19 protein-coding genes are annotated in these 22,845 nt (G+C 64.3%); 15 read left to right on the top strand and 4 right to left on the bottom strand.

Annotated elements, in window-relative coordinates:
* Window positions 1-146 precede the first annotated feature (146 nt).
* Complete coding sequence (locus DAT37_RS10615; RefSeq protein WP_157978394.1) at window positions 147-437, top strand: hypothetical protein; 291 nt, start codon at window positions 147-149, stop codon at window positions 435-437.
* Complete coding sequence (locus DAT37_RS10610; protein ID WP_232839661.1) at window positions 434-1,708, top strand: MFS transporter; 1,275 nt, start codon at window positions 434-436, stop codon at window positions 1,706-1,708. Before DAT37_RS10615 ends, DAT37_RS10610 begins: the two co-directional genes overlap by 4 nt.
* A gap of 377 nt (window positions 1,709-2,085) precedes the next feature.
* Here DAT37_RS10610 and DAT37_RS10605 read toward each other — a convergent pair whose 3' ends face one another.
* On the bottom strand, window positions 2,086-2,328 hold the full coding sequence (locus DAT37_RS10605) for a hypothetical protein (RefSeq protein ID WP_157978393.1): 243 nt from the start codon (window positions 2,326-2,328) through the stop codon (window positions 2,086-2,088).
* 149 nt (window positions 2,329-2,477) lie between these two features.
* Here DAT37_RS10605 and DAT37_RS10600 point away from each other — a divergent pair, with 149 nt between their 5' ends.
* The 4 genes from DAT37_RS10600 to DAT37_RS10585 all read left to right on the top strand — a co-directional run bounded on the left by DAT37_RS10600 (window position 2,478) and on the right by DAT37_RS10585 (window position 7,188).
* A complete protein-coding gene (locus DAT37_RS10600) occupies window positions 2,478-2,693 on the top strand; it encodes a hypothetical protein (RefSeq protein WP_109524591.1) in 216 nt (71 codons plus the stop codon).
* Between the two features lie 1,095 nt (window positions 2,694-3,788).
* Complete coding sequence (locus tag DAT37_RS10595; protein ID WP_109524590.1) at window positions 3,789-4,253, top strand: hypothetical protein; 465 nt, start codon at window positions 3,789-3,791, stop codon at window positions 4,251-4,253.
* 129 nt (window positions 4,254-4,382) lie between these two features.
* Window positions 4,383-5,294 (top strand): thermonuclease family protein, encoded by a 912-nt coding sequence (locus tag DAT37_RS10590; RefSeq protein ID WP_109524589.1) that lies wholly within the window; start codon window positions 4,383-4,385, stop codon window positions 5,292-5,294.
* A gap of 601 nt (window positions 5,295-5,895) precedes the next feature.
* On the top strand, window positions 5,896-7,188 hold the full coding sequence (locus DAT37_RS10585) for a GAF domain-containing protein (RefSeq protein WP_109524588.1): 1,293 nt from the start codon (window positions 5,896-5,898) through the stop codon (window positions 7,186-7,188).
* A 1,631-nt stretch (window positions 7,189-8,819) separates the two neighbouring features.
* Here the strand turns inward: DAT37_RS10585 and DAT37_RS10580 are convergent.
* Window positions 8,820-9,893: a magnesium and cobalt transport protein CorA gene (locus DAT37_RS10580; RefSeq protein ID WP_109524587.1), complete on the bottom strand. Its 1,074-nt coding sequence runs from the start codon at window positions 9,891-9,893 to the stop codon at window positions 8,820-8,822.
* A 546-nt stretch (window positions 9,894-10,439) separates the two neighbouring features.
* Between DAT37_RS10580 and DAT37_RS10575 the strand changes: the two genes are divergently transcribed.
* The 9 genes from DAT37_RS10575 (at window position 10,440) to DAT37_RS10535 (ending at window position 20,800) form a co-directional block, all read left to right on the top strand.
* Window positions 10,440-11,315, top strand: a complete 876-nt coding sequence (locus DAT37_RS10575) for an alpha/beta fold hydrolase (protein ID WP_109524586.1) — start codon at window positions 10,440-10,442, stop codon at window positions 11,313-11,315.
* Window positions 11,312-12,337, top strand: a complete 1,026-nt coding sequence (locus DAT37_RS10570) for a VOC family protein (protein WP_109524585.1) — start codon at window positions 11,312-11,314, stop codon at window positions 12,335-12,337. The genes DAT37_RS10575 and DAT37_RS10570 overlap by 4 nt, the downstream gene beginning before the upstream one ends.
* Window positions 12,334-14,109 (top strand): bifunctional 3-(3-hydroxy-phenyl)propionate/3-hydroxycinnamic acid hydroxylase MhpA, encoded by a 1,776-nt coding sequence (mhpA, locus tag DAT37_RS10565; protein WP_109524584.1) that lies wholly within the window; start codon window positions 12,334-12,336, stop codon window positions 14,107-14,109. The genes DAT37_RS10570 and mhpA overlap by 4 nt, the downstream gene beginning before the upstream one ends.
* Window positions 14,110-14,184: 75 nt before the next feature.
* A complete protein-coding gene (locus DAT37_RS10560; RefSeq protein WP_109524583.1) occupies window positions 14,185-14,991 on the top strand; it encodes a 2-keto-4-pentenoate hydratase in 807 nt (268 codons plus the stop codon).
* Window positions 14,988-15,929: an acetaldehyde dehydrogenase (acetylating) gene (locus DAT37_RS10555; protein ID WP_109524582.1), complete on the top strand. Its 942-nt coding sequence runs from the start codon at window positions 14,988-14,990 to the stop codon at window positions 15,927-15,929. Before DAT37_RS10560 ends, DAT37_RS10555 begins: the two co-directional genes overlap by 4 nt.
* On the top strand, window positions 15,926-16,936 hold the full coding sequence (gene dmpG, locus DAT37_RS10550) for a 4-hydroxy-2-oxovalerate aldolase (protein WP_109524581.1): 1,011 nt from the start codon (window positions 15,926-15,928) through the stop codon (window positions 16,934-16,936). The genes DAT37_RS10555 and dmpG overlap by 4 nt, the downstream gene beginning before the upstream one ends.
* Before the next feature lie 71 nt (window positions 16,937-17,007).
* On the top strand, window positions 17,008-18,240 hold the full coding sequence (locus DAT37_RS10545) for an amidohydrolase family protein (protein WP_232839660.1): 1,233 nt from the start codon (window positions 17,008-17,010) through the stop codon (window positions 18,238-18,240).
* A gap of 131 nt (window positions 18,241-18,371) precedes the next feature.
* On the top strand, window positions 18,372-19,715 hold the full coding sequence (locus DAT37_RS10540; protein WP_232839659.1) for a PucR family transcriptional regulator: 1,344 nt from the start codon (window positions 18,372-18,374) through the stop codon (window positions 19,713-19,715).
* A gap of 347 nt (window positions 19,716-20,062) precedes the next feature.
* Window positions 20,063-20,800 carry a TetR/AcrR family transcriptional regulator gene (locus tag DAT37_RS10535; RefSeq protein ID WP_232839658.1) on the top strand — a complete coding sequence of 246 codons (738 nt, stop codon included), beginning with the start codon at window positions 20,063-20,065 and terminating at the stop codon, window positions 20,798-20,800.
* A 118-nt stretch (window positions 20,801-20,918) separates the two neighbouring features.
* On the opposite strand, the gene DAT37_RS10530 is transcribed toward DAT37_RS10535, so the two are convergent.
* Together DAT37_RS10530 and DAT37_RS10525 are read right to left on the bottom strand one after the other, a co-directional pair.
* Window positions 20,919-21,098, bottom strand: a complete 180-nt coding sequence (locus tag DAT37_RS10530; protein WP_157978392.1) for a hypothetical protein — start codon at window positions 21,096-21,098, stop codon at window positions 20,919-20,921.
* 380 nt (window positions 21,099-21,478) lie between these two features.
* A complete protein-coding gene (locus DAT37_RS10525; RefSeq protein ID WP_109524576.1) occupies window positions 21,479-22,516 on the bottom strand; it encodes an amidohydrolase family protein in 1,038 nt (345 codons plus the stop codon).
* Window positions 22,517-22,845: the final 329 nt, after the last annotated feature.

The raw sequence follows: 22,845 nt of genomic DNA, 5'->3' as shown, positions 1-22,845 counted from the left end.
CACTCCTCTCTACGAGTCGCCCCGCGGTCACGGAGCGACGACGTTACCGCGAACGCGCTCCCCACGAATTCCGGCTTCGCCGCACCACTTTCATCCGCGACACCACCGAACAGGCATGAACCGACCCACACGCTGGAGTGGCCGAAATGGCGATGAAACAACGCGCCCACAATCCGCATCGCCAAACCACTGTCGGACAGCAACTGCTGCACGACCTGGCCGCGCCAGGCGACATCCTCCACGACAACCTTTGCACCGCACCCGGACGGCCCGACGGGGCGACCGTCGCCTGGCTGATCGATTCCCCTGCGGGCGTCGCCGGGTCGCCACCCAGATACCGCCGACCTCGAATCACCCATATCGAGCTCTCCGACACTCGGTACCTGCGCAAGATCGACCGGCAGTGGCAACGACTGCCCTATTTTCTCGGAGAATGACAGCGGACAGCACCACCTCGACTGTGCCGGGCATGCCGGGAGCCAACGACTGGCGACGCTTGGTCGCTATTTTCGCCATCACCCAAACCGTCGGCTACGGCACCATGGTCCAGGCAATCACCGTGCTGCTGGTCCCGATGTCGGAAACCCTCGACGTCTCCCGGACAGCGGTGACCGGCGCGGCCACGATCTCCACCCTGGTCGGCGCGCTGGCCGCGGTTCCCGTCGGCACGCTGCTCGATCGCTACGGCGGCCGAGCCCTGATGACCACCGGTTCGGCCATCGGTGTGGTCGCGGTGGTGCTGTGGTCACAGGCCGAAACTCTGGCCCACCTCTATCTGGCGTTCACCCTCATCGGGCTCGCCCTGGCGATGTCGACCTACGAGGCGGCGTTCGCGGTACTCGTCGTCGCCACCGCGCCCGCGCATCGCGACCGCGCGATCATCGCGGTGGCCATGATCTGCGGACTTGCCACCAGTTTCTCCTTCTTCATCACGAGCTGGCTCGAGGGCCATCTCGGCTGGCGCGCAACGGTGCTCACCCTCGCCGCGACCCTCGCACTCATCGCCGTTCCCGCACACCTGCGGGCGGTACCGAGCACCGCCACCCACACCGACCGAGTCGCCCGACGCTCCGGCGTGCCGGTGGGCAACGCGCTGCGCGATCGCGACTTCTGGCTTCTCGTCATCGCTTTCGTGGCCCAAGCCGGGTCGACATCGGCCTTCCTGCTGATGATGGTCACCTACTTCCACGATATCGGGCACTCGGCGACAACCGCCGCCGCCCTGCCGATCGCGGTCGGTGTGGCTCAAGTCTTCTCCAGGCTCGCACTCGCTGCGCTGGCACGCCGTTACGGGATGACCCGGGTAACGATCGTGTCGTTTACTGTCCAGGGGCTCGGGCTGGTACTGCTGCCGCTGATGGGCACCTCGCTGCCCCTGACTCTGGCCTGTGTCGTCGCGTTCGGTCTCGGCTACGGCGTCAGCGTCGTCGCGCGCCCGTCGATCATCGCCGACACCTTCGGTGTCCCCCGGTTCGCGAGCATTCTGGCGGTGATGACCGTGCCGCTCGCGCTGTCGAGGGCGGGAACGCCGCTCGCGGCCGCGTGGCTCAGCGACTGGCGATTCCTGCTCCTCGTCGGCACCGCGGCACTGCTGGCCGCCGCAGCGCTCGTGCCACTGACCATTCCTAGACGGGCAGGCCGGGACGAACTGATCGCGGTCGACGGACCAACACTCCCCGAGAAGAAGCAGACCGAACCGCCCGCGTAGCGTCGAGGCGCCGTATTTCCTGTGGAACCGTCCTCACCCTGCCGAACCGTCGCTACCTCGACCGCAGTTTCGTGCCCGCTACCAGTTCCGCCGAATGCGGCAGTCGATCGTGGTTCGGCGATCGACCGCCCTCGCACTGTTTGACGCCGGTGAAGACCACCTCGGCTGCTGCGCCTGATCAGATTCGCCGAGCCGTTCCGCCTCCACCCCTGCCCAGCACACCCGGACCCACTCATCGGCTCCATCACGACGAATGCGACACCGCGCCCGAAAACGACTGCCATACAGCTGATCTCACACTACGAAATGATCGACACCACCGCACCCTATTGGCAGACACCCGAAGTGGCAGGGATCAATTCGTTGAGACGGCGGAGTTAGGTCCTGCGTGTGACCTGCTCGTCCTCACGGAAGATATATCGATCGAATCCGGGCTGGTTACCGAGGCCGTCAGCAGTGGTGTCGGGGGTGACGAACGGGCCGATGAAGACGTGCAGCTTCCAGTACTCGCCGGAGCCGTCGTCTTTGCTGCTGGTGTCATAGCCGAGATCCTGGACTCGTCTCCAGTAGTCGGTGCCCGCCGGATCTTGGATGATGTCACCCATCTTGATTTCGGTCACAGCTACCTTCTCGGTTCCCATCGGCAGAGTTTCGCATACGAAAACGAACGGGATCGCCCGGTGACCCAAGACAGATACAGCGGGCAACGCCCTCGATACGTCAGCGCGTGTCGAATAGGCAACTGACCAGTTATGGCGATCATTTATAAATGAGCGAGCGTCGCACCGGCACCATGGACGTCCTGATCCCGATCACGAGGCACCCCAATGACCGCAACGCATCAATCCGTTGCCAGGTGCGGACTGCCCTGGCCCGAAACGGTGAATGGCCGATAAGGATCGAGTTCCGGTCCGGGCTCGTCGACAGCGGTTCGGGCCGTCAGGAGCGGACGGTCGATATCGGTCCATTGACTCGGCAGCGATGAGTGGCTCACCGTGCGCAGAGACCCCGACGATGAGCCGGGCGCAGCTCGGTGCCAACAGGTCACCGCGGCCTGGGCCTGCGGTCCGGGGATACCGATGCCACTGATTGATCTGCTCGCCGTGCTGGAGGAAACCGGCTCTCGAGGCGGGCGATGAACCGCTGGACGGTCCGTAGTTCGTATTCGAGTTCACGCGCGGCCGGGCTGTCGCGGGGGGTGCGTGCCAGATCGCGCCTCAATGTTTTCGCCTGAGCTGCCAGCAGATCGAGGAAGACCTGGGCTTGGGCGTGGTCGGCAGGGTCCATTTCTCGGCCGATCTGTTGTTCGTCTAGTAATCCGATATGCCCGGCTACCTGAGCCGTGGTCCTCGGCCGAGGTTCCTGGCACACTACCCCACCCCATGACCTTCGCCTTAACTAATCTGACAACCAAATTCCAGCGAGCTCGATAGTGCTGTTTGAAATGCAGAATTCGAAAGCCTTCGAGCCGGTCGCAGTAGACGGCGGTCAACTCGGCACGCTTACCCGAGGGACTGTGGAAAGACGTACATATATGGTCACGGTCTGACCGGCTGAACCTGGACGTTTCGACGGGAATGGACCGGCTTGATGTCGGAGACACTCGAGTCCGTAGCGTGGCACACGGCGGAATGGCAAACGATACGGCCGCCGCCGACCAGCCAGAGGGGTGACTGGTCGCGCACCTACCGCCACTGCCACAGATGCTGCTCGCACCACCGTCCGTCGCCGAACAAATCGGCCCGGCCTGCACGATCCACTAAGGCGCCGCACTGAGGGCCGCAGGGGCAACCGGTGCTGACCCCTGTTCGATATCGCGGCATAAGCCGCAGTTCGGTCCGCGACGGGCCTGCCGATTGGCAGGCAGCGGCTTCCGAGGCAGCGGTTCCTCCGGAATGGTGGGTTGACAGGGAACCTGTTGTTCACCTGTAGGTTTCAGCTCTCGCAGCGCGATACTGTCTGCTGTGCAGCGCTGGATAGTGGCCGGGAGTTTCCTCGGATCGTTGGGACTGATCGCGTTGGCGATACTCATGCGTCGACAAGGACTGGAAAGGCGGACCGGATCGCCAGTGTTGTCAGTATGTTCACCGGTATCTGTGGGCTGATCGCTTCCGCCGTCATTCCGGTCCTTCTCCAACGCCGCAGAGCCATAGACCGCGAATACCCGGGACTCGCCATGCTCAGGAACCTCACGCTCGAACCGAGTGGTGTTGTGTCCTACCTGGGGATCGTTGACCTGCCCAACGGTACGAAAAGCGAATGGGAGGTCGCAATCCCGCCTGCTGTCACCGTGGCCCATCCGTGGGAAAACCGGGCAAAGGTGCTCTCCGCGCTCGGACACAGCCGCCGACTCAAACTGGTCCGGCAAGTCCTGGGTTCCTCGCAACCCACCGTCGAACTGAATCCCGACGGAGCAGACCGGTCACACATCACCACTCTGGTTCGAGCCGGGTGGCTCACCCGCGTACAGGGCAACCGCTACAAAGTGCCCGGCGCACGGACACTTCCACTGCTGGCGATCATCATGGCTGCCTCTCCGGAATGAGCCTCGAGCCGATTCCGTCATGGTGAATTCGTGGTGAAGGTCCCACTCGTGGGTACGGCGGGGTTCTAGGATCGGCGCGACCGCGGCATGCTTCGCTATTGCCGCGCCAACACAAGGGGATGGTGGGGCATGGCTGATCCGATCGAGGTGTTGTGGAGCCCGGCGGGAGTGACGGTGCCCTCGCGAGGGGCCAAACCGTTGGTGGAGTCCGATACCAGCGACGGGGACTCCCCCAAGCTGGCGATCGCGATCCGGATGCTGTCGATCGACACTCCCGAAACCACCGCCGACACCCCCGCCGGCGCGGCCAGGGTCGACGAGAAATTCGCCCAACTCGCCCAATGGCTGCGCGACCGCACCGATCTGCCTGTCACCCGCCGCTTCGCCGAATACCTCATCCCCAAGATCGGCACCGGTAACGCCGGCACACTGCACTTCCAGCAGGGCAAGGCCGCCTCGGCGTTCTCCAAAGCGAACATGGCCGCCCGCCTGGACCGACCCCACGGCCCCGATCGCAGCGTGTTCGTACGCACCGCCGACGCCCCGTTCGACAACTACGGGCGTCTGCTGGCCTACCTCGCCCCGAACTACTCCGACAAGGAACGCGCGAGCATGACCCGCGCCGAGCGGTCCACGTTCAACCTCGACCTCGTCGCCGAGGGCTGGGCAGCGCCGTTCGTCATCTACCCTTCCATCCCCGGCGAACTGGACCTGCCACTGTTCCTCGACGCCGCCGCCAACGCCGTCACCGCGAACAAAGGCATCTGGAGCGAGGCGCTGACGATGCCCGCCTACGAATATCGAGCGGCGGAAAAGCTGCACGGCATCGCCGCGGACATCGTGGCCGGCGAGAAACCCACCGACCGATACGGGTGGCGGTCACGCTACTGCGCCGACCTGCGCACCCGCCGCCTGCACGGCCCCGAAGACTACTTCGATATCGACCCTGTCTACCGGCTCTGGATCTGGCCCGCCGACCTGCGCACCGCCACCGCCGACCTCAACCTCATCCCCACGCCACGCCTCACCACCACCGACTGAATCTCCGAACAAGGGGGTTCCGCTGCGCCGACCCAGCTCCAGCGGCATGCGTAGGGACCGGGCCAGCAGAACTTCCTCGACGTCGGCTTCGGCCAGCACGGGCGGTGTCTCCGGAATTGCGGCAGTAGAAATTAATAGACAGCGGCACCTGACAGGCGCCGCAGCCCTCGCTCAGGCGGTTCCTGCACCGCCCCTACCCCATCGACTTGTCCCGGCGTGGAGGCCGCAGACCGGGAATAGCGCGGCGCAACGAGGGCGCCCACAGGGTGGGCTGGTAGGTGCGGTCAAGACGTAGCGCCAGAATCCGAAAGTGATCTCGGCGAGAACCTTGCCGTGGATCTCGGGTGTGTCCCACTTTCGGGTCGCGCGTCTGCGAGGCCGACAGCCCGTCACGGGCCGGCTCGTGCGGGTCGGCAGAGGTTCCCTCAGACGCGGGTATCGCCCATTGCCCGTGCCAGGTTCGACCACCGCCCGCGAACATCCTTGACCCTTAACACTCAGGGCACCCGTGTTCCTCTACCGAGCCGATCCCAGTAGCGTTCTGCGTCGATGGTCACCCGCCCCGGACGAACCTCACCCGAGAACAGAAGCGAGTCACACCATGACAGCGGCACCAGGCCAGCGGTTCACCGGCGCGGATCACGTTGTCGCCGAGGACTCGACGCAACAGGACCTTCGGGCGTTGTTCGGCCACTCGGTCGCGGTTTTCGCGTCGTTGGCAGGTCCGTCGCATCTGCTGGAGACGGCGAACCCGGCGTTCTTCGCCGCGCTGGGTGAACAGGAACCGCGCACCGGGGTCCACCTGGCCGAACTGATACCCGGTGCGGACGGCCACGGTGTCATCACCGTGCTGGATCGGGTGTATCGCACCGGTGTGCCTCACACCGGCCGTGATATTCCGGTCGTGCTCGGCACCGGCGCGCACGCCCGGGAGGCCTTCTTCGACTTCACCTACGAACCACTGCGAGACGCTGAGGGCGCCGTGGCCGGGGTCCGGATGATCGGCGTGGAAACCACCCAGGTCAAACACGCGCAGCGGTTGATCGCCGAACAGCGTGCCCTGTTGGAGCAGATCGCCCGCCAAGCACCCCTGGCCGACGTGCTCGACGGCATGGCGCGCTGCATCGAAGACCTCGCACCCGAGCAGGTACTGGTCTCGGTGCTGCTCGCAGACCCCGACGGGCTGCACCTGCGTCACGGCGCCGCGCCGAGCCTGCCCGAGTTCTACAACCAGGCCATCGACGGAATCGCCACCGGCGAAGGAGTCGGCTCGTGTGGCACCGCCGCCCACCGACGCCAACCGGTCATCGTCACCGACATCGGCACCGACCCGTTCTGGGACGACTTCCGTGAACTGGCCGACCGCGCCGGGCTCGCCGCCTGCTGGTCGACCCCGATCCTGGCCCGCGACGGGGCACTGCTGGGCACCTTCGCCATGTACCACCGCAGCCCACGTGTACCCGACGAGGGCGACCTCGCCCTGGCCCGCATCTTCGCCGACACCGCGTCGCTTGCCATCGAACGCCACCACATCGAACAAGCCAAAGCCGAAGCCGAAGCACACGCCGAAGCCGCCCGCGCCGAACTGGCCCAAGCGCTCCAGGCCGAACACGAGTTGCGCGCGGCCGCCGAACAACGCGCCACCGCCGCCGCCGAACTCACCGCCCAAGTACGCGCCGCGGCCGCCGTCCAAGCCGCGACACCGCACCCCGAGCACTGCCAGATCGGCGGACCCGGCGGCTGCACCGCACCGGCCGAGATCAAAATCGCCGATTCGTGGGGCGACTCGGCGTGGGGCTGCCCCGACCACGTCGAGGAAGCCATCCTCCACGTCGGATCGGTGTTCATCGCCAACGAAGACCTCGGCGGCCTCGCCGCCTACCGCCACCGATAAGACCACCTATCGACGGTGTCCAGGCAGGTCGTCGAGACGGGCGGCGGTGCGTCGGTCGCCGCTTCGGCGGGTGCACCAGTTCAGGGCGCCTTGGCGGCTCATGCCAGGGCCGTGCCGACGGTGGTCCAGGTGTGGTCGGCGGGAAGGGTATCGAGGTCGGTGAGTTCGTCGTGCCGATATCGCGTGGGCGAAGGACATTTTCTGGTCGATGGGTGGGGCCGCCGAGACACGGAGGTTTCCCCGACCCGATGTCTCGACAGCCCGATATCCCCCAAACAGGCACACCTTCGGTGTTCCCGCGGCGGCTCTGTCACGGGGCGAGGGATGGGCCTACAGGGTGATTCGGAGCCGTAGCCTGGCTGGATGCCGACCGGGGTTGGGATGATCGGTCGCGGTAAATATTCGGCGGCGTGGTCGAGGAATTCCTGACCCTGCTCGGGAGTGACCGCGTTCTCGGATGAACGTTCCACAGTTGTAACCGCGCTGATGTCGCAGGTGGATAGGCTCGCGGTCGCCTCGAAAATCCTGAGGCCCGTACCGCTGGCAGTTCCTGCCCGGTCCTGCCAGGCGTGCGGGTGGCGGTGGCGGGCTTTCCGGTTCCCTCGGGCCCGCCACCGCCCTCTTGCGCGCCGTCGGCCCGCGGTGGCCGGGCTCGCTCCGCGCACAACCTGCTACATCGCAATGCCTCAGGTCGGCCATCGGGGGAACCTGAGGCCTTCGCCGGACGGCTGACCGCCCCGGGGTCGGACCGCCGTGGCAGCAGCGGATTGTCGACACGGACCGACGCGACGGCGGAGGTAACCCGAGATCAGGTTCTGATGAGACCGTGCAATCGCCGATATCAGCATCCCGGCGGTCGCGGGTCTGTCCCTGACCGCGGCGGGCATCGGCTTGCTCCGGGGTCGTGCTGCGGTCTGTGAAGGGGCAGGTGGCGCAAGCCCTCGCTTCGGGTCAGAGGGTGGCGTGCCTGATATCGACGTTGCCGTGCACGGACTCTGGTGCCTGGTGTGCCGCGGGTGCGGTGTTGAGGGCTCCACCCCTCTGGGGGATTGCCGGATCCTGGACAGTGCGGTGGAGCCGCGCACTCGGGCTGGCAGGACAGTCACCAGCCAGGGCACGCGCCGGGAAACCTCCCGGCCGCTATTACTGTATCGGTCCCGAACTCGGTGGGTGCTGCACTGCAAGACCAGATTTCGGCCTCCCGTGCGGCGGCAGGAGCGCGGGTGTCGGATGGTCGGGGATGTGACCGAATGCTTCGCGCCCGCACGGGGTGTCCGTTCTGTCCTCGTCCCCGTGGGACAGAACGGGCCCGTGGTGAACGTCTGAGGTCATGTCCCCGTGGTGCGGACATGGCACCGACTCCTTCACCGGGCAGTCATCGCCTCATGACGCACCCACCAACGATCTACCCGGTTATCGCTGTCTCAACCACGCGGGGGCCTTACCGGGTCCCGGTGAGAACCGCCGGGACCGTTCTATGCGGTCGACGCGATCCCGGGGCCTCCTGCCACCGCCGTCCTTGCCAGCGCAGCCCACGTCACGGAGCCGAGAGGTCCCCGTGCCGGTGAAACCAGTGCGGTTGTGCTCGAATACGATTCGGTGCCCGACCCCGCCTCGGTTCGCCGGGATTGTCAGAGCCAGTGGTTGCGGCGGAACGCTACGACCAGGGCTGTGCAGATCGCGAAGATGACGGTCAGGACGGCGGGGTAGCCCCAGACCTGGCGTAGTTCGGGCATGTGCTCGAAGTTCATGCCGTAGATCCCGGCGATCATGGTGGGGACCGCGGCGATGGCGACGAACGCCGAGATCTTGCGCATGTCGGTGTTCTGTTGCAGCGTGGTCTTGGCCAGCGCCGCGCTGATGAGCGCGGTGAGCGCGTCGTCGAAGTCGTGGATGCGTTCGGCGACCGCGGTGTGGTGATCGGCCACATCACGCAGGTATCGGCGCACTTCTTTCGGCAGCGGTGTCTCGGGTTTGCCGAGAGTCTGTAGCGGCAGGGCCAAAGGGACTACGGAGCGGCGCAGTTCGACGACTTCGCGTTTGAGTTGGTAGATCGAGGCGATCGCGACCTGGGAACCGGGGGTGAACACCTCTTCCTCCATCACGTCGACGTCGTGTTCGACCGCGGCGGTGACCTCGATATAGGAATCCACGACGTAGTCGGCGATCGCGTGGACCACTGCCCCGGGTCCCAAAGCCAAACGTGCGGGGTCGGTTTCGAGTTCACGGCGCACCCCGGCCAGCCCGGAGTGTTCACCGTGACGGACCGCGACGACGAAGTCGGCGCCGATGAAGATCAGCATTTCCCCGGTCTCGACGATCTCGCTGACACTGTGCAGATCGTGCTCGACATAGGCCACAGTCCGCATCACCAGGAACAGGGTGTCGTCGTAGCGGTCGAGCTTCGGACGTTGACGAGCCTGCACAGCGTCCTCGACAGCCAGCGGATGCAACGCGAAGGTTTCGGCGATCTCGTTCATCTGCTCGGTGTCGGGGTCGTGCAAACCGATCCACACGAACCCGGCACCACGTTCACGCACCGCCGCGAGAGCTTGGGCATGGGTGAACCGGCCCGGCAGGCGTAGGCCCTCGACATAGACCGCGCAGTCCACGACTGCCCGTGCGGTCGGGACCCGGATATGCGGGACAGCGGCACGATTCCAGGTGGAGCGGCGAAACGACGGCAGCGGCGAAGTCGGTGACACCCCCGCGATGCTACGACCACACCCGGCCCACCTCGCCCGATACGAACGCCGAGTCGAGTACAACCCGACCTGCACAGCAGGAATAACCGGGCTGCGGGACACAGCGGTGGCTCGGGCCTGCCGGAGTGCATGACTGCCCCGGCAGGCCCGAGAAGGCGAGCAGGCGCCGCACCCGGCACCGCTCACCCGCGAGGAGCACACCGTCGACTCGGTGACGTACTCGAAACATCAATCTACCGGCCCGAACCACCTCGCCCCGGCGCTGTGACCGTTCGACCGGGCAGGCTGTTGCCGCGTTGCACGCGCATCTCGGCAACCACCGCCTCCGCACCGACCGGTTCCCCGGGCCGTACCCGGCCGGTGCATATGCGCCTGTGAGCTCGTGCCGGTATCTACGCATTCGAAGAATTCTGCAACGCAACAATCGGCGCCGACCTGGCGGTCCAGAGACAGCCCGGCCTCACTATCTGATTATTTCATCATTTATGCTTGACAGATCAGATGGCTATGGCTGATGATTTCATCATCATCTGAGTGGAGGTAGCCATGACAAGCACAGACAACGTGGTCGATGGCGGGCGGACGGTTCGCGTCGGCGACCGGGACATCTTCTTCACCGATACCGGCTCGGGACCTGTGGCGGTACTGCTGCACGGCGGCGGGCCCGGCGCTTCGGGGAGGTCGAACTATTCCCGCAATATCGAAGTCTTGGCGCGCAAGTTCCGTGTGATAGTCCCCGACATGCCCGGTTACGGGCGTTCCACCAAACGCATCGACCAGTCGGATCCGTTCGGAGATCTCGCCGCAGCGGTCGGGGGCCTACTCGACACGCTGGATATACCGCGAGCGCATTTGGTCGGCAACTCCTATGGCGCTGCCGCGGCACTGCGACTGGCCATGGACCGGCCCGAGAAGGTGGACCGGCTGATACTGATGGGTCTAGGTGGTGTCGGTACCACGCGCGCCCTGCCTACCAGAGGACTGCAGGCATTGCTGTCCTATTACGGAGGCGAGGGACCCAGCCGAGACAAAGTGGCGACCTTCATTCGCGACTATCTGGTCTACGACGCCAGCCCCATCAGTGAGAACATGATCGAGAGCAGGTATCTGGCCAGTCTCGACCCGGAAGTGGTGGCCAACCCGCCGTTGCGACGACCGTCCGGACTGACCGCGTTGCGCACCCTGTGGCGAATGGACTTCACTCGCGATTCCAGGCTGCGCCGCGTCACACATCCCACACTGGTGGTTTGGGGCACCGAGGACAAGGTGAATCGCCCGTCGGGCGCCCGGCTGCTCGCCGACCGGATGCCCAACTGCGATGTCTACCTCGCGTCGAACACCGGTCACTGGGTGCAGTGGGAGCACGCGGAACTGTTCAACGGTCTCGCCGAGTCGTTCCTGGGAGCGGGAGCATCCTCATGACCACGTTCTCAGGTCCGAACACCGACGGCTCGGTCTTCGGGTCTGTGCACCTGGGCTATCTGGTGGTGAATTCGCAGCGTCTGCACGACTGGCGACGTTTCGGCGCCGACGCGATCGGCCTGCATGTCGATCGCGTCGATGATTCGCTGCGGTTCCGGCTCGATGACCACACCTGCCGATTTCTGATCCAGCCCGGATCGGCTGAGGACATCACAGCGATCGGCTGGCAGATCGATGACCATGAGACCTTCGATCGCATCCTGGCCCGAGTCAGCGACCGCGGGGTCCCGATCGAAGAGGGCAGCGCAGAGCAGACCGCGCTGCGTGGGGTGGAGCGGCTGTGGCGATTCCCCGGCCCGAAAGGGATCGCCACCGAGATCTTCACCACCCCCGTCACTGCCGTCGAGCCACTGAGCATGCTCAACTCCGGCTGGGTGACCGGCGAGGCCGGCATGGGACACGTTGCGATCGTGTCCCGCGAACCGGAGGCGATGCGCGGCTACTACCACACGCTATTCGACTCGCGGCTGACCGACTACTGCGACGAAAACATCTCCGGACTGAAGTTGAAAATTCGGTTCCTTCGTGTCAACGAACGTCACCATTCGATCGCCATCGCGAACATTCGCGGCATCAAAATCGACCCTATTCGTACTCGCGTCCAACATGTCAATATCCAGGCCGCCAGGCTCGAAGACATGCTCGACTCGTTCGAGCGGGTGACCGCGCTCGGATTTCGGATGGCGTGGTCTGTCGGACAGCACACCAATGATCGTGAACTGTCGTTCTATTGCGTAACCCCGTCCGGTTTCGAACTCGAAGTCGGTTGGAACCCGGTCGTGATTACTCCTGAGCGCGAATCTGCTTGGCAACCTTGCACTTACCCGAGGATCAGCATCTGGGGTCACAACACCGTCGATGAATCAGTGCTGGACAAACTTGCCCAGGTCCGCCAGATCGCGCGGAGTGCCCGCACCCCGGAATTCACAGTTACCGAACTCACCGGAAGCGTACAACGATGACAGCATTCGACTACGACGTCGTGATCGTGGGACTCGGCCCGACTGGTCTGACCCTGGCCAACCTCTTGGGCCGCCGCGGCGTCAGCGTTCTGGTGCTCGAGCGCGAACCCGAGTACTACGGACTGGCACGCGCGGTCTACACCGACGACGAAGGCATGCGGGTCTTCCAGACCGCCGGTGCCGCAGACGAATTGGCTGCGGACATGAACATCGATTCCACGGTCCAGTGGGTGCGCGGCGATGGAAGCGTGTTGGCCCAATTCCATCAAACCGACCGCCCATTGGGCTGGCCGGTCGTCAATTTCCTCTACCAGCCGTACCTGGAGAACACCCTCGAACGCGCCCTCGACCGATACCCGCATGTCACGGTACGACGCGGTCGTGAGGTCCTCGACTTCGACCAGAACAACGAAAGCGTCAACGTCGAACACGTCGAATGCCGCGGCACCGGATACGGCAAGAGCTCACATGACACCGATCCGCGCACCACCGAACGAGTCCGAACAAAATTCCTCGTGGGCTGCGACGGCGGTCGCAGTATCGTGCGCACCAACCTCGGCATCGACATGAACGGCACCAGTTTCCCCGAACGATGGCTCGTGGTGGACCTCAAGGCCAAAGACGGTATCGACGCGTTTCGGCACCTGCCCTACTTCAACTTCGTCTGCGACCCGGTTCTACCGATCGTGTCGTGCCCTCAACCGGACCGCCACCATCGATTCGAGTTCATGCTCTCGGAATCGCAAACCAAAGAAGAGATGGAAGAGCCTGAGACCGTTCGCCGCTACCTCGCGCGTTTCGTCGATCCCGACGAGGTCGAGGTCTTGCGCAAACTGGTCTACACCTTCAACGCCGTCGTCGCCGACCGGTGGCGCGACCGTCGTATCCTGATCGCCGGTGACGCCGCGCACATGACGCCACAGTTCATCGGCCAAGGTATGAACTCCGGCGTCCGAGATGCCGACAATCTGTCATGGAAACTCGGCGCGATCATCAAACACGGTGCTGACCTGAGAATTCTGGACAGCTACGAGTCCGAACGCCGTCCACATGCCAAGGCAATGATCGACCTGTCGGTACTCAACAAGAACATCGTCTCCATCGATAACAGGCTGATCGCGGCAGCACGCGACGTCGGACTCACCACCGCGCTGCGCGTGCCGGGCCTGGCCGGATGGATCCGCGGCGCGAAAATGAAGCCCCGGCCACGGTTTCGGCGCGGAGCCTACCTCGGCCTGCCGCGACCACGCCTGCGAGGCAGCGCCGGTACCCTCGCTCCGCAGCCGGACGTACGCACCTACGACGGGCACCGTCTGCGCTTCGATGACGTACTCGGGCTGGAATTCGCCATTATCGGCCGCGGCGTCGATCCCCGTGCGGTTCTCGAACCCGAGGACATCGCGGTCCTGCGGGCACTGGGAACCCGATTCGTCACCGTCTATCCGCTCGGTGGGCGCCCTCAGGGCGAACCGGGCGACGGGCGAAGCAGCGGTGACGACTACAGCGACATCGAAGACCACACCGGGGCCTTGACCAAGTGGCTGGGCAAGGCAGGCGTCGGATCTGCGGGAATGCTACTGCTACGGCCGGACCGTTACGTCTTCGGCACCGCGACGGCGACGCAGGGCAGCACCCTCGTCAAGGAACTGGTCGGTCAGCTCGGCCTCACTTCCGTGCGGAGCCCTACCGCCGACGCGAACCTGCGCTACGCCTTCGACACAACCGTCACGGCTGGGAACGCCCCCGATTCCGCGCAAGGCGCGGCAAGGTGACGCCGCGATGCACGGTGTAGCCGATGCGTCTGCCGATCGAGGTGACGGCACGGACCCCAACTACGAGGAGACACGATGACCTCTCTGCAAACCGCCCCGTGGGCAGCTCACCGCGCCGCGGATCGCCTCGCCGACGCCATGCGCTCGGGCGTGCCCGTCTCTCCCGTGCGTGACCTCATCGGACGTGACGACGTCGCCTTGGCATACGCCGTGCAACAACTCGGCACCGCGCGCCGACTCGCCTCTGGCGCACGCCTCGTCGGCCGCAAGATCGGCCTGACTTCTCCTGCCGTTCAAAAGCAGTTGGACGTGGACCAGCCCGACTTCGGTGTCCTGTTCGCGGATATGGACGTCACCACCACTCCTGTCGCGGATCGTCCTGTCTTGTTGCAGCCCAAGGTCGAAGCAGAGATAGCCTTCATCCTTGCCTCCGACCTGGATTCCGACAGGCTCGACGCGACTACCGTCCGTGCGGCGGTGCATCACGCAGTCGCCGCCCTGGAGATCGTCGATAGCCGAATTGAGAACTGGGACATCAGCTTCGGCGACACAGTAGCCGACAATGCGTCCAGTGGCTGGTTCGTATTGGGCGCCCGAACCTGGTCCCTGGATGACATCGATCCAGTGGATGTGACGATGCAGATGTCGATCGACGGCGCCCTCGCTTCCACCGGCGCCGGAGAAGCGTGCATGGGCGATCCCCTGAACGCGCTGGCCTGGCTGGCCCGCACCGCGCGCACGTTCGGCGAACCGCTGCGCGCCGGCGAGATCGTGCTCTCGGGCGCGCTCGGCCCAATGGCACCCCTGTACCCCGGCTCACATGTTCATGCTGATCTCGGCATCGCAGGCACCGTCGAATTCACCTGGAAGGAAACCGAATGAGTAGCACAAAGGTCGCCGTGATCGGATCCGGCAACATCGGCACCGACTTGATGATCAAAGTGCTGCGATTGTCGGACACCCTGGAGATGGCGGCGATGGTGGGCATCGATCCCGAGTCCGACGGATTGGCGCGAGCCGAGCGGCTCGGTGTCCCCACCACCGCCCGCGGAGTGCGCGGCCTTATCGAAATGCCCGGCTTCGATGACATCGATATTGTTTTCGACGCCACCTCCGCACGCGCACATCTGGCCAACGCGCAGGCACTGGCACCTCACGGCAAGAGGCTCATCGACCTGACACCCGCCGCGATCGGGCCATTCGTCGTGCCTGCAGTGAACCTCGATGCCCATTTGGATGAGACCAACATCAATATGGTCACCTGCGGAGGACAGGCCACCATTCCGATCGTGGCCGCGATCTGTCAGGTCACAGCCGTACCGTATGCGGAGATCGTCGCTTCGATCGCCTCGAAATCCGCGGGCCCGGGTACCCGCGCCAACATCGACGAGTTCACCGAGACCACGAGTACCGCCATAGCCGCAGTCGGTGGCGCGCAACGCGGGCGGGCAATCATCGTGCTCAATCCAGCCGAACCGCCGCTGATCATGCGAGATACCGTTCTCGCCCTGGTCGACGACGCTGACGGCGACAACGCCGAAGCGATCCGTACCTCGATCCGGTCCATGGTCGACACGGTCTCGACCTATGTTCCGGGATACCGACTCAAACAGGACATACAGATCACCCCGCTCGCACCCGATGCCGCTCTGCGCACCCTGGTCGGTGACAAGCCGGTGACACACCAGATATCTGTATTCCTCGAAGTCGAAGGCGCCGCGCACTATCTGCCCGCCTACGCCGGCAACCTCGACATCATGACTTCCGCTGCACTGCGGGTCGCGGAACGGATCGCCCACGCCGGAAAGGCATTGCGATGACCGAGATCTTCCTCCAAGACGTCACACTGCGCGACGGCATGCACGCACTGCGCCACCGCGTGACCCCGGATACGGTCGCGATCATCGCTACCGCGCTCGACGCCGCCGGGGTCGATGCGATCGAAGTCGCCCACGGCGACGGCCTGGCGGGGGGTAGCCTCACCTACGGTGCGGGCAGCCACACCGATTGGGAATGGCTCGAGGCCGCGGCGGGCGCATTGACCAATGCCCGCCTCACGACATTGCTACTGCCGGGTGTCGGCACCATCGAGGATCTGCGCCGCGCCTACGACCTGGGAGTAAGGTCCGTGCGCGTGGCCACACATTGCACCGAGGCCGATATCTCCGCTCAACACATCGAATACGCCCGCGACCTCGGTATGGACGTCTGCGGATTTCTGATGATGAGCCATCTCAACACCCCAGCGGGTCTGGCAGCCCAAGCCAAGCTGATGGAAACCTACGGTGCTCACTGCGTCTACGTGACCGATTCCGGCGGACGGCTGACCATGGGCGGCGTACGTGACCGTGTACGCGCCTACCGCGATCGTCTGGACAGCACCACCGAGATCGGCATCCACGCCCACCAGAACCTGTCGCTGTCGGTAGCCAACAGTGTCGTCGCGGTCGAAGAAGGTGTGACCCGCGTCGACGCCTCGCTCGCCGGTCTCGGCGCCGGTGCCGGAAACACCCCTCTCGAAGCATTCGTCGCCGTCGCCGATCTGACCGGGTGGAAACACGGCGCCGACCTCGACACGCTCAGCGATGCCGCCGACGATCTCGTGCGCCCCCTGATGGATCGCCCCGTACAAGTCGATCGCGAAACGCTGGCCTTGGGCTACGCCGGGGTCTACTCCAGTTTTCTACGTCATGCCGAAAACGCATCGGCCCTCTACGACGTCGACGTCCGCACTCTGCTCAACGAAGCAGGCAAACGAGCCCTCGTCGGAGGCCAGGAAGACATGCTCGTCGACATAGCTCTGGACCTGCGCGCACAGGCACGCTGACCATCGATCGCACCCGTTGACCGGCCGGTTGCCCCGCTTCAACGCGGGCACCGGATCTGCCTTACCCGGCGATGCAGATCTTCTCGCCTCGACGTGCCCCCGGTACGCGAAAACCGTGGCCGACCATTGAATCCGCATGCCACCTTTCCCAGAGAGCGACATCCATGACTGCCCATCCTTCTGCTGTCGCCAGCGGGCCGAGTCGACGCCGTTTGCTCGGGGCCGCCACGCTCGGAACCCTCGGATTGAGCGCGTTCTCGACAGCCGCCCCCACAGCGGCAAGCCCGGTCCTGCTTCGCCGGCAGTCGGCGCCGACCGGTACCTACCGCATTGACCTGCATGCGCATTTCCTACCGCCGGACTACCGGACTTCGCTGCTCGAGCACGGCCACCACACCATCGGCGGCTATCCGACCCCGAGCTGGTCTCCCGAGGAGGCAATCGGATTCATGGACTACTACGGGATCCAAGCCCAAGCAGTGTCGATCTCGGATCCGGGTGTCTCGTACCTGCGGGGCAAAGAAGCCAAAGACATGGCACGCTACTGCAACACCTACGCCGCCCAACTGTTCAAAACCTATCCCACCCGGTTCGGCGCTTTCGCCGTCCTCCCCCTGCCCGACATCGACGCCTCGATCGATGAAGCCGTCTACGCACTGGACGACCTCGGACTGGACGGGGTGGTCCTGCTCTCGGCATACGACGGCGTCTATCTCGGCGCCCCGCGCTTCGAAGCATTGATGAGCGCCCTGAATCAACGAAGAACTTTTGTTTTCGTGCATCCCGCCGCCATTCCCGCCGAATCGAAACCCGAACTCCCGCTACCTGATTTCATCGAAGAATTCACCTTCGACACCACTCGGGCGGCCACGATGATGATGGCCACCGGTCTGACTCAGCGCTACCCTGACATCCGCTTCCAACTCGCTCACGCCGGCGGCACTCTGCCCTTCCTGTCGCACCGTATCGGCGTCGCGTCTCAGACCGTGGTCGGGGAGTTGTGGCCCGATGGTCTACCCGCACCCTCGATCCTCGATATCAAGAACCAGATCTCACGCTTCTACTACGACACCGCACTCAGCGCCTCACCCGCGGCCATGGCCAGCGTCCTGGCAGTCACCAGCCGTGACCACATCGTCTTCGGCTCCGACTGGCCGTTCAGCGCTGCCACTCTGCCGCAAACCGGAAAGCACGACCCGGCACCAGGACTGAGCGACATCTTCGACGCCGAGCAACGCATGGAAATCGAACACCTCAACCCGCTCAAGCAGCTACCCCGCCTTGCCGAGTCAGTCAACCGATAGATCGGATACCTCCGGATGTAGGTCTCCACGAACGGTGTTACCACCAGTCAAACAAACCGCCGCGACAGCCTCGCCGGGCGCATGCCGGTCTCGCCAGGCCATTCCTCACGGCTCACTCGTCGGGAAAGCCGATGAGCAACATCGAATTGTCGGGGCAGCACCGTAGCTGGCATTCGAGTCACTCGGGCGCACCATGTTTCGCCTGTACGGGATGGGAGCAACATTTCATGACACTTCCCGCGACGGATCTGTCCGCGAATTCGTCGAAGTCGAGACTGCGTATCAACGGGCACGCAGCGTCGACCCCGCCCCATGCCCAAGACCGAGTTACCGCACATCTGGCCGCATACTTCAAAAGCCGTATGGGGCCCCGAGCTGGGCTGTCGGGCAACTCGATAGATGAAAACATCACGCAGGTATCCCGAAGCTGTTTGATACTCGTCCGTGAGACGCTCGACCGGCGCGCTGTCCCCGATGCGGCGGAATTCGACGCGATCCGCGAGGTAACTGCCAGGTGGGCGCACGACGCGACACCGCTGACCATGGTTCTGCGGGGCCACCACGAGGCAGTCCGAATGGCATTCGGTCTGGTGAGTACGACGGCACAGTCACACGATGTGGAAGAGTTGAGAACAGCGGGTGACCTCATGCTCGGGTTGCTGAACGCGATCACCACCGAAGTAACAGAAACATACGTCGCGGGACAATGCCACACCGCTGACATGGGCCGCTCGAATGCTCAGAACTTGGCCTCCGCGCTGCTGGCAGGTCGAAGCAGCCGAGCGATGGCACGCCATGCCGGCAGGCCGATCGCCGACGCCTACCAGGTTGTCGCGCTGGCCATCCCCGATCGGCCGGAGGAGGACGTCCCGGCGGCCGCGTCAACGGCCCGCCTGCACTGCACAGTGTGCGCTCTACAGTCCGCAGTCGACGAGGTGTTCGCCTCACGAGGGCTCGCCCTGCTCAGTGCCAAGGGCGGAACACTGCTCGTCGCCCTCGGCCCCGGCGTCACCACCCCGGTCTGCCCCACAACAATGGACAGACTCGCCACGGCGGCAGGAATCCCTCTCACCGCGACCGTGATCACCAGCAACATCGACCAGGTCCCCGAAGCGGCCGATCAAGCCCACGAGCTACTCAGCCTCGTCCAAACAGCCAATCGCGCACCGGGTCTGTACCAACCCTCAGATCTCGACATCGAGTATCAAGTCACACGAGGCGGACCCGTCACCCGACGGATAGCTACATTGCTGGATCCGCTCCTCAGCCATCCCGGGCTCCTCGACACCGTCCGTACCTATCTAGCCACCGACATGGACCGGCAAAGCACCGCTCGGCAAATGCGCATCCACCCCAACACCGTAGACAATCGACTGCGCCGAATCACGGAGTTGACCTCACTCGATCTGGCGACCTCCTCGGGGATATGCCGCGCAACCATCGCACTGCTCGCCTACGAGCACCGGCACCGGTAAGCCTCCGTGACCATAGGAGCCAGTAGATCACCGCCTGTCACCTCGCTCGACGGTTGCCCTCTCCCCCGTCGGTGCGGGGTCGACCGACCACCCACGGCAGGCGAGGTGCCATCGAATGCCCGCAACGCGCGCCACCGTCGATCCCGCCTGCCCACGAAGACGGGCACCCAACCCTGTCGCAATCCAGCGGCCTGCGCCCGGTCGAATGCAACATGCGCATGTGAACGACCGGCGACCCCGGCCAGCTTGCGCGTCCGGTGCCGAATTCTGTTCTACAAGAGCGGCTCTCACTGTCACGACCCTCACACGACTGCTCCCGAAGTCCATCACCTGTAGCGACCGACACGATGAGATGCCTGGCGGATTCAGTTTCTATCGAGAGAACAGAAATCGCTACTGACCAAGTTGTCAGTTATGATTTGAGCACTCATGATGGGAAGGACCATATGACCGCCGAACCCATAGCGCGTACCCGGACGGATCGACGCCGCGAACGAACCCGCAATGCCTTGCTCGGGGCGGCCCGCAAGTTCCTGTCCGAGGGGCGCTCATCGGTGAGCATTCAAGAGATCACCGATGCCGCCGATGTGGGATTCGGTTCGTTCTACAACCACTTCGACTCGAAGGACGAGTTGTTCGACGAAGCGGTGCGTTCAGCACTGCAGGTCTACAGCGAGATGCGCGACGCCATCGTCGCTCTCTACGACGACCCGGCCGAGGTATTCGCCGTCAGCTTCCGAATGACCGGACGACTGCAACGCAGCATCCCGGAGATGGTGCGAGTGATACTGAACTCGGGGATGGGCGTGATGCTGCGCGAAGAAGGGCTGGTTCCCAGGGCCCGGCACGACATCATCGCCGCCCAGGAAGCCGGCCGGTTCGAGACGATGGACCCCGACTTGGCCGTCATGGCCGCAGGTGGGGCACTGTTGGGATTGCTGCAACTCCTCGACGCTCGTCCCGATGTCGACGCCGATGCTCTCTCCGATGAAACAACGCACCGCATGCTGCGGATGTTCGGGATGAACAAGCGAACCGCGCAGCGACTCAGTTCCGGACCGCTACCCGAATTGCCGCCGATCTGACACCACAGACTCAGCGCGAACCGCCGAACCCGGCCCGCCGCCTGGATTCGAATGCCCGTGCCGGGAACGCAGCTCCTCGAAATCAGGATCACCATGGCAATGACCTGTCAGACGGCGATCACGGCTCGAACCGGCACGGGGCCACCCGGTTGGGGTTGATCAACTCGATGCGCAGATGCAGAGCCGGGTGGTTCAGAGTAAAGCTCGGCCCGTAGTCGTCATCGATCTCGGCGCGAGCCGAGAAAACCCTTTCTGCATTGTCGATCGGCACATCGATTCCCGCGTAGCGGGCAAGCATGGCGGCCACCAGAGCCCACGGGTCGCCGAGGAAACGACGGTGGCGACATCCACATCGGGCTGTGCGCCGTATGCACGTACCCGTTCAGCTGCTGCCCGCAATTTTTCGACGCTTCGCCCACCAGCATGATTTGTGCCGCCGCAACCGAGCGGGGCATGCCCGAGACCGGTCCCAGATGTCGCAGCGGCGATCCGAAGGCTCCGAGCCGCGCACTCTCGTAGTCGTCGACGAGTATCGATCGAGCTGAAGCAGATGTTAACGGCGCAAGTAGATGCGCGGCACGCACACCCGAGGGCCGCGTCGATGGATCCGAAAAATTGGTCGCATTCGGACCCACTATGACTGTCTCGATCGACACTGGCCCACATGCACCGAGTTGGCTATCGGCGGTTGCTAGCGGCCCGAGCGACTGCGCTGAACACTCGGCCGCGGACGTCGCGCCGGGCACGGGTGAGCAGGGAGGGATTCGGCGAGGCCGGAGGAATCTCGCCGAAGCGGGCGAACAACGCTGTGGCGTTCGTCCGGTGAATCGCCGTTCGAGTCGCATCATCGCAACCGGGGTACTCATCGAGACCGGCATTGAAGTAGTGCACGGCCGGCTCCGGCGCGAACGGCCAGTCGCTGCCGTAGAGGACATGGCCGGGATCGGCGAATCCGAGCAGAGTGGGCAGCGCGGCCGCGCTCGAGGAAAGCGCGGTATCGAAGTAGAAACTGGCGAATTCTTCGATGACCTCGATCGGACTGCGACCAGTCTGAGTGAAGATCGCCAATGCCATTCGGTGGGCCGCATAGGGCACGAACCCGCCTCCATGACTGAGAATGAAGCGGATATTGGGGTACCGCTGGCGTACGCCGTTGCGGACCAGCAGGTATGCCGCGCGGCTCGTATCCAGAAGGAAGTCTGCAGCGAAAGGTAAAACACCCGGCACGACCGGACCGGGGAGATCCGCAGGATGCACGAACGCGATCGCTGCGCGTTCATCGAGCGCGCGGAACAACGCGTCCTGGTTCTCATGTCCGAGGTACTCGCCGCCGGAGTTGCCCAAAAGCACCACACCGTCGGCCGCGAGGGTATCCAAGGCACGCACCGCCTCGTTCGTCGCCGCCCGAGTATCCGGCAGCGGCAGGGTGGCGAAGAAGCCGAAATGATCGGGATCCTCCATCGTGACGCCCGCGGTGTAATCGTTGGCGGCCCGCGCGAGGCCGATCGCCTCGGCGGGATCGGCCAAGAAGCTGGTCCCCGGTGTCGAGATCGACAATATTGCCGATCCGATCCCCGCCTCGGCCATCATCTGTCGCGCTGCGGTCGGATCCCATTCGGGCAGTTCACGGCCACCTGCGGCGGCGATCCCGTGAGCAGCCAGCGCCTCTCGATACACCGGGGGTATCAGATGCTGGTGCACGTCGATCCGCTCCATACACACTTCCCTTCTTTTTCTTGATGATTCCATCATGTGACGAAGACATCAAGATCTCTGACGAACTATTTCTCATATTTGACAACTTCATCAGTTTTGTGGTCCATCCGAGCCATCGAGGCAACGTTTGCAGCACCTTCCGAGCGGGACAGGCACAGACGGTGACACTTCGAGATGGCAAGGCGCCGCGACCAGGCCTCTTCCGAACGCTTGACCGAGTCCGCATGCGCACTTAGAGATCAGTTCAGAATGAGTTGTTGTATCGGTTTGGTCTGCCGCACAATATGTCCGATACTTCCGGGGTGGGTGATGAGGTGGTGACCGATGCG

The organism is Nocardia aurea (assembly GCF_003123685.1).
Taxonomy (GTDB): domain Bacteria; phylum Actinomycetota; class Actinomycetes; order Mycobacteriales; family Mycobacteriaceae; genus Nocardia; species Nocardia aurea.
Note: the sequence above shows the minus strand (reverse complement) of the source record. Positions and strands in the feature narration are given on the sequence as shown.

Coding starts and splice junctions, on each gene's coding strand:
- DAT37_RS10540 (WP_232839659.1), top strand. CDS start 18,372: ATGAGCAACATCGAATTGTCGGGGCAGCACCGTAGCTGGCATTCGAGT.
- DAT37_RS10600 (WP_109524591.1), top strand. CDS start 2,478: ATGAGCGAGCGTCGCACCGGCACCATGGACGTCCTGATCCCGATCACG.
- DAT37_RS10615 (WP_157978394.1), top strand. CDS start 147: ATGGCGATGAAACAACGCGCCCACAATCCGCATCGCCAAACCACTGTC.
- DAT37_RS10525 (WP_109524576.1), bottom strand. CDS start 22,516: ATGGAGCGGATCGACGTGCACCAGCATCTGATACCCCCGGTGTATCGA.
- DAT37_RS10530 (WP_157978392.1), bottom strand. CDS start 21,098: ATGCTTGCCCGCTACGCGGGAATCGATGTGCCGATCGACAATGCAGAA.
- dmpG (WP_109524581.1), top strand. CDS start 15,926: ATGACCGAGATCTTCCTCCAAGACGTCACACTGCGCGACGGCATGCAC.
- DAT37_RS10575 (WP_109524586.1), top strand. CDS start 10,440: ATGACAAGCACAGACAACGTGGTCGATGGCGGGCGGACGGTTCGCGTC.
- DAT37_RS10585 (WP_109524588.1), top strand. CDS start 5,896: ATGACAGCGGCACCAGGCCAGCGGTTCACCGGCGCGGATCACGTTGTC.
- DAT37_RS10545 (WP_232839660.1), top strand. CDS start 17,008: ATGCAGATCTTCTCGCCTCGACGTGCCCCCGGTACGCGAAAACCGTGG.
- DAT37_RS10595 (WP_109524590.1), top strand. CDS start 3,789: ATGTTCACCGGTATCTGTGGGCTGATCGCTTCCGCCGTCATTCCGGTC.
- DAT37_RS10590 (WP_109524589.1), top strand. CDS start 4,383: ATGGCTGATCCGATCGAGGTGTTGTGGAGCCCGGCGGGAGTGACGGTG.
- DAT37_RS10560 (WP_109524583.1), top strand. CDS start 14,185: ATGACCTCTCTGCAAACCGCCCCGTGGGCAGCTCACCGCGCCGCGGAT.
- DAT37_RS10535 (WP_232839658.1), top strand. CDS start 20,063: ATGAGATGCCTGGCGGATTCAGTTTCTATCGAGAGAACAGAAATCGCT.
- mhpA (WP_109524584.1), top strand. CDS start 12,334: ATGACAGCATTCGACTACGACGTCGTGATCGTGGGACTCGGCCCGACT.
- DAT37_RS10570 (WP_109524585.1), top strand. CDS start 11,312: ATGACCACGTTCTCAGGTCCGAACACCGACGGCTCGGTCTTCGGGTCT.
- DAT37_RS10555 (WP_109524582.1), top strand. CDS start 14,988: ATGAGTAGCACAAAGGTCGCCGTGATCGGATCCGGCAACATCGGCACC.
- DAT37_RS10610 (WP_232839661.1), top strand. CDS start 434: ATGACAGCGGACAGCACCACCTCGACTGTGCCGGGCATGCCGGGAGCC.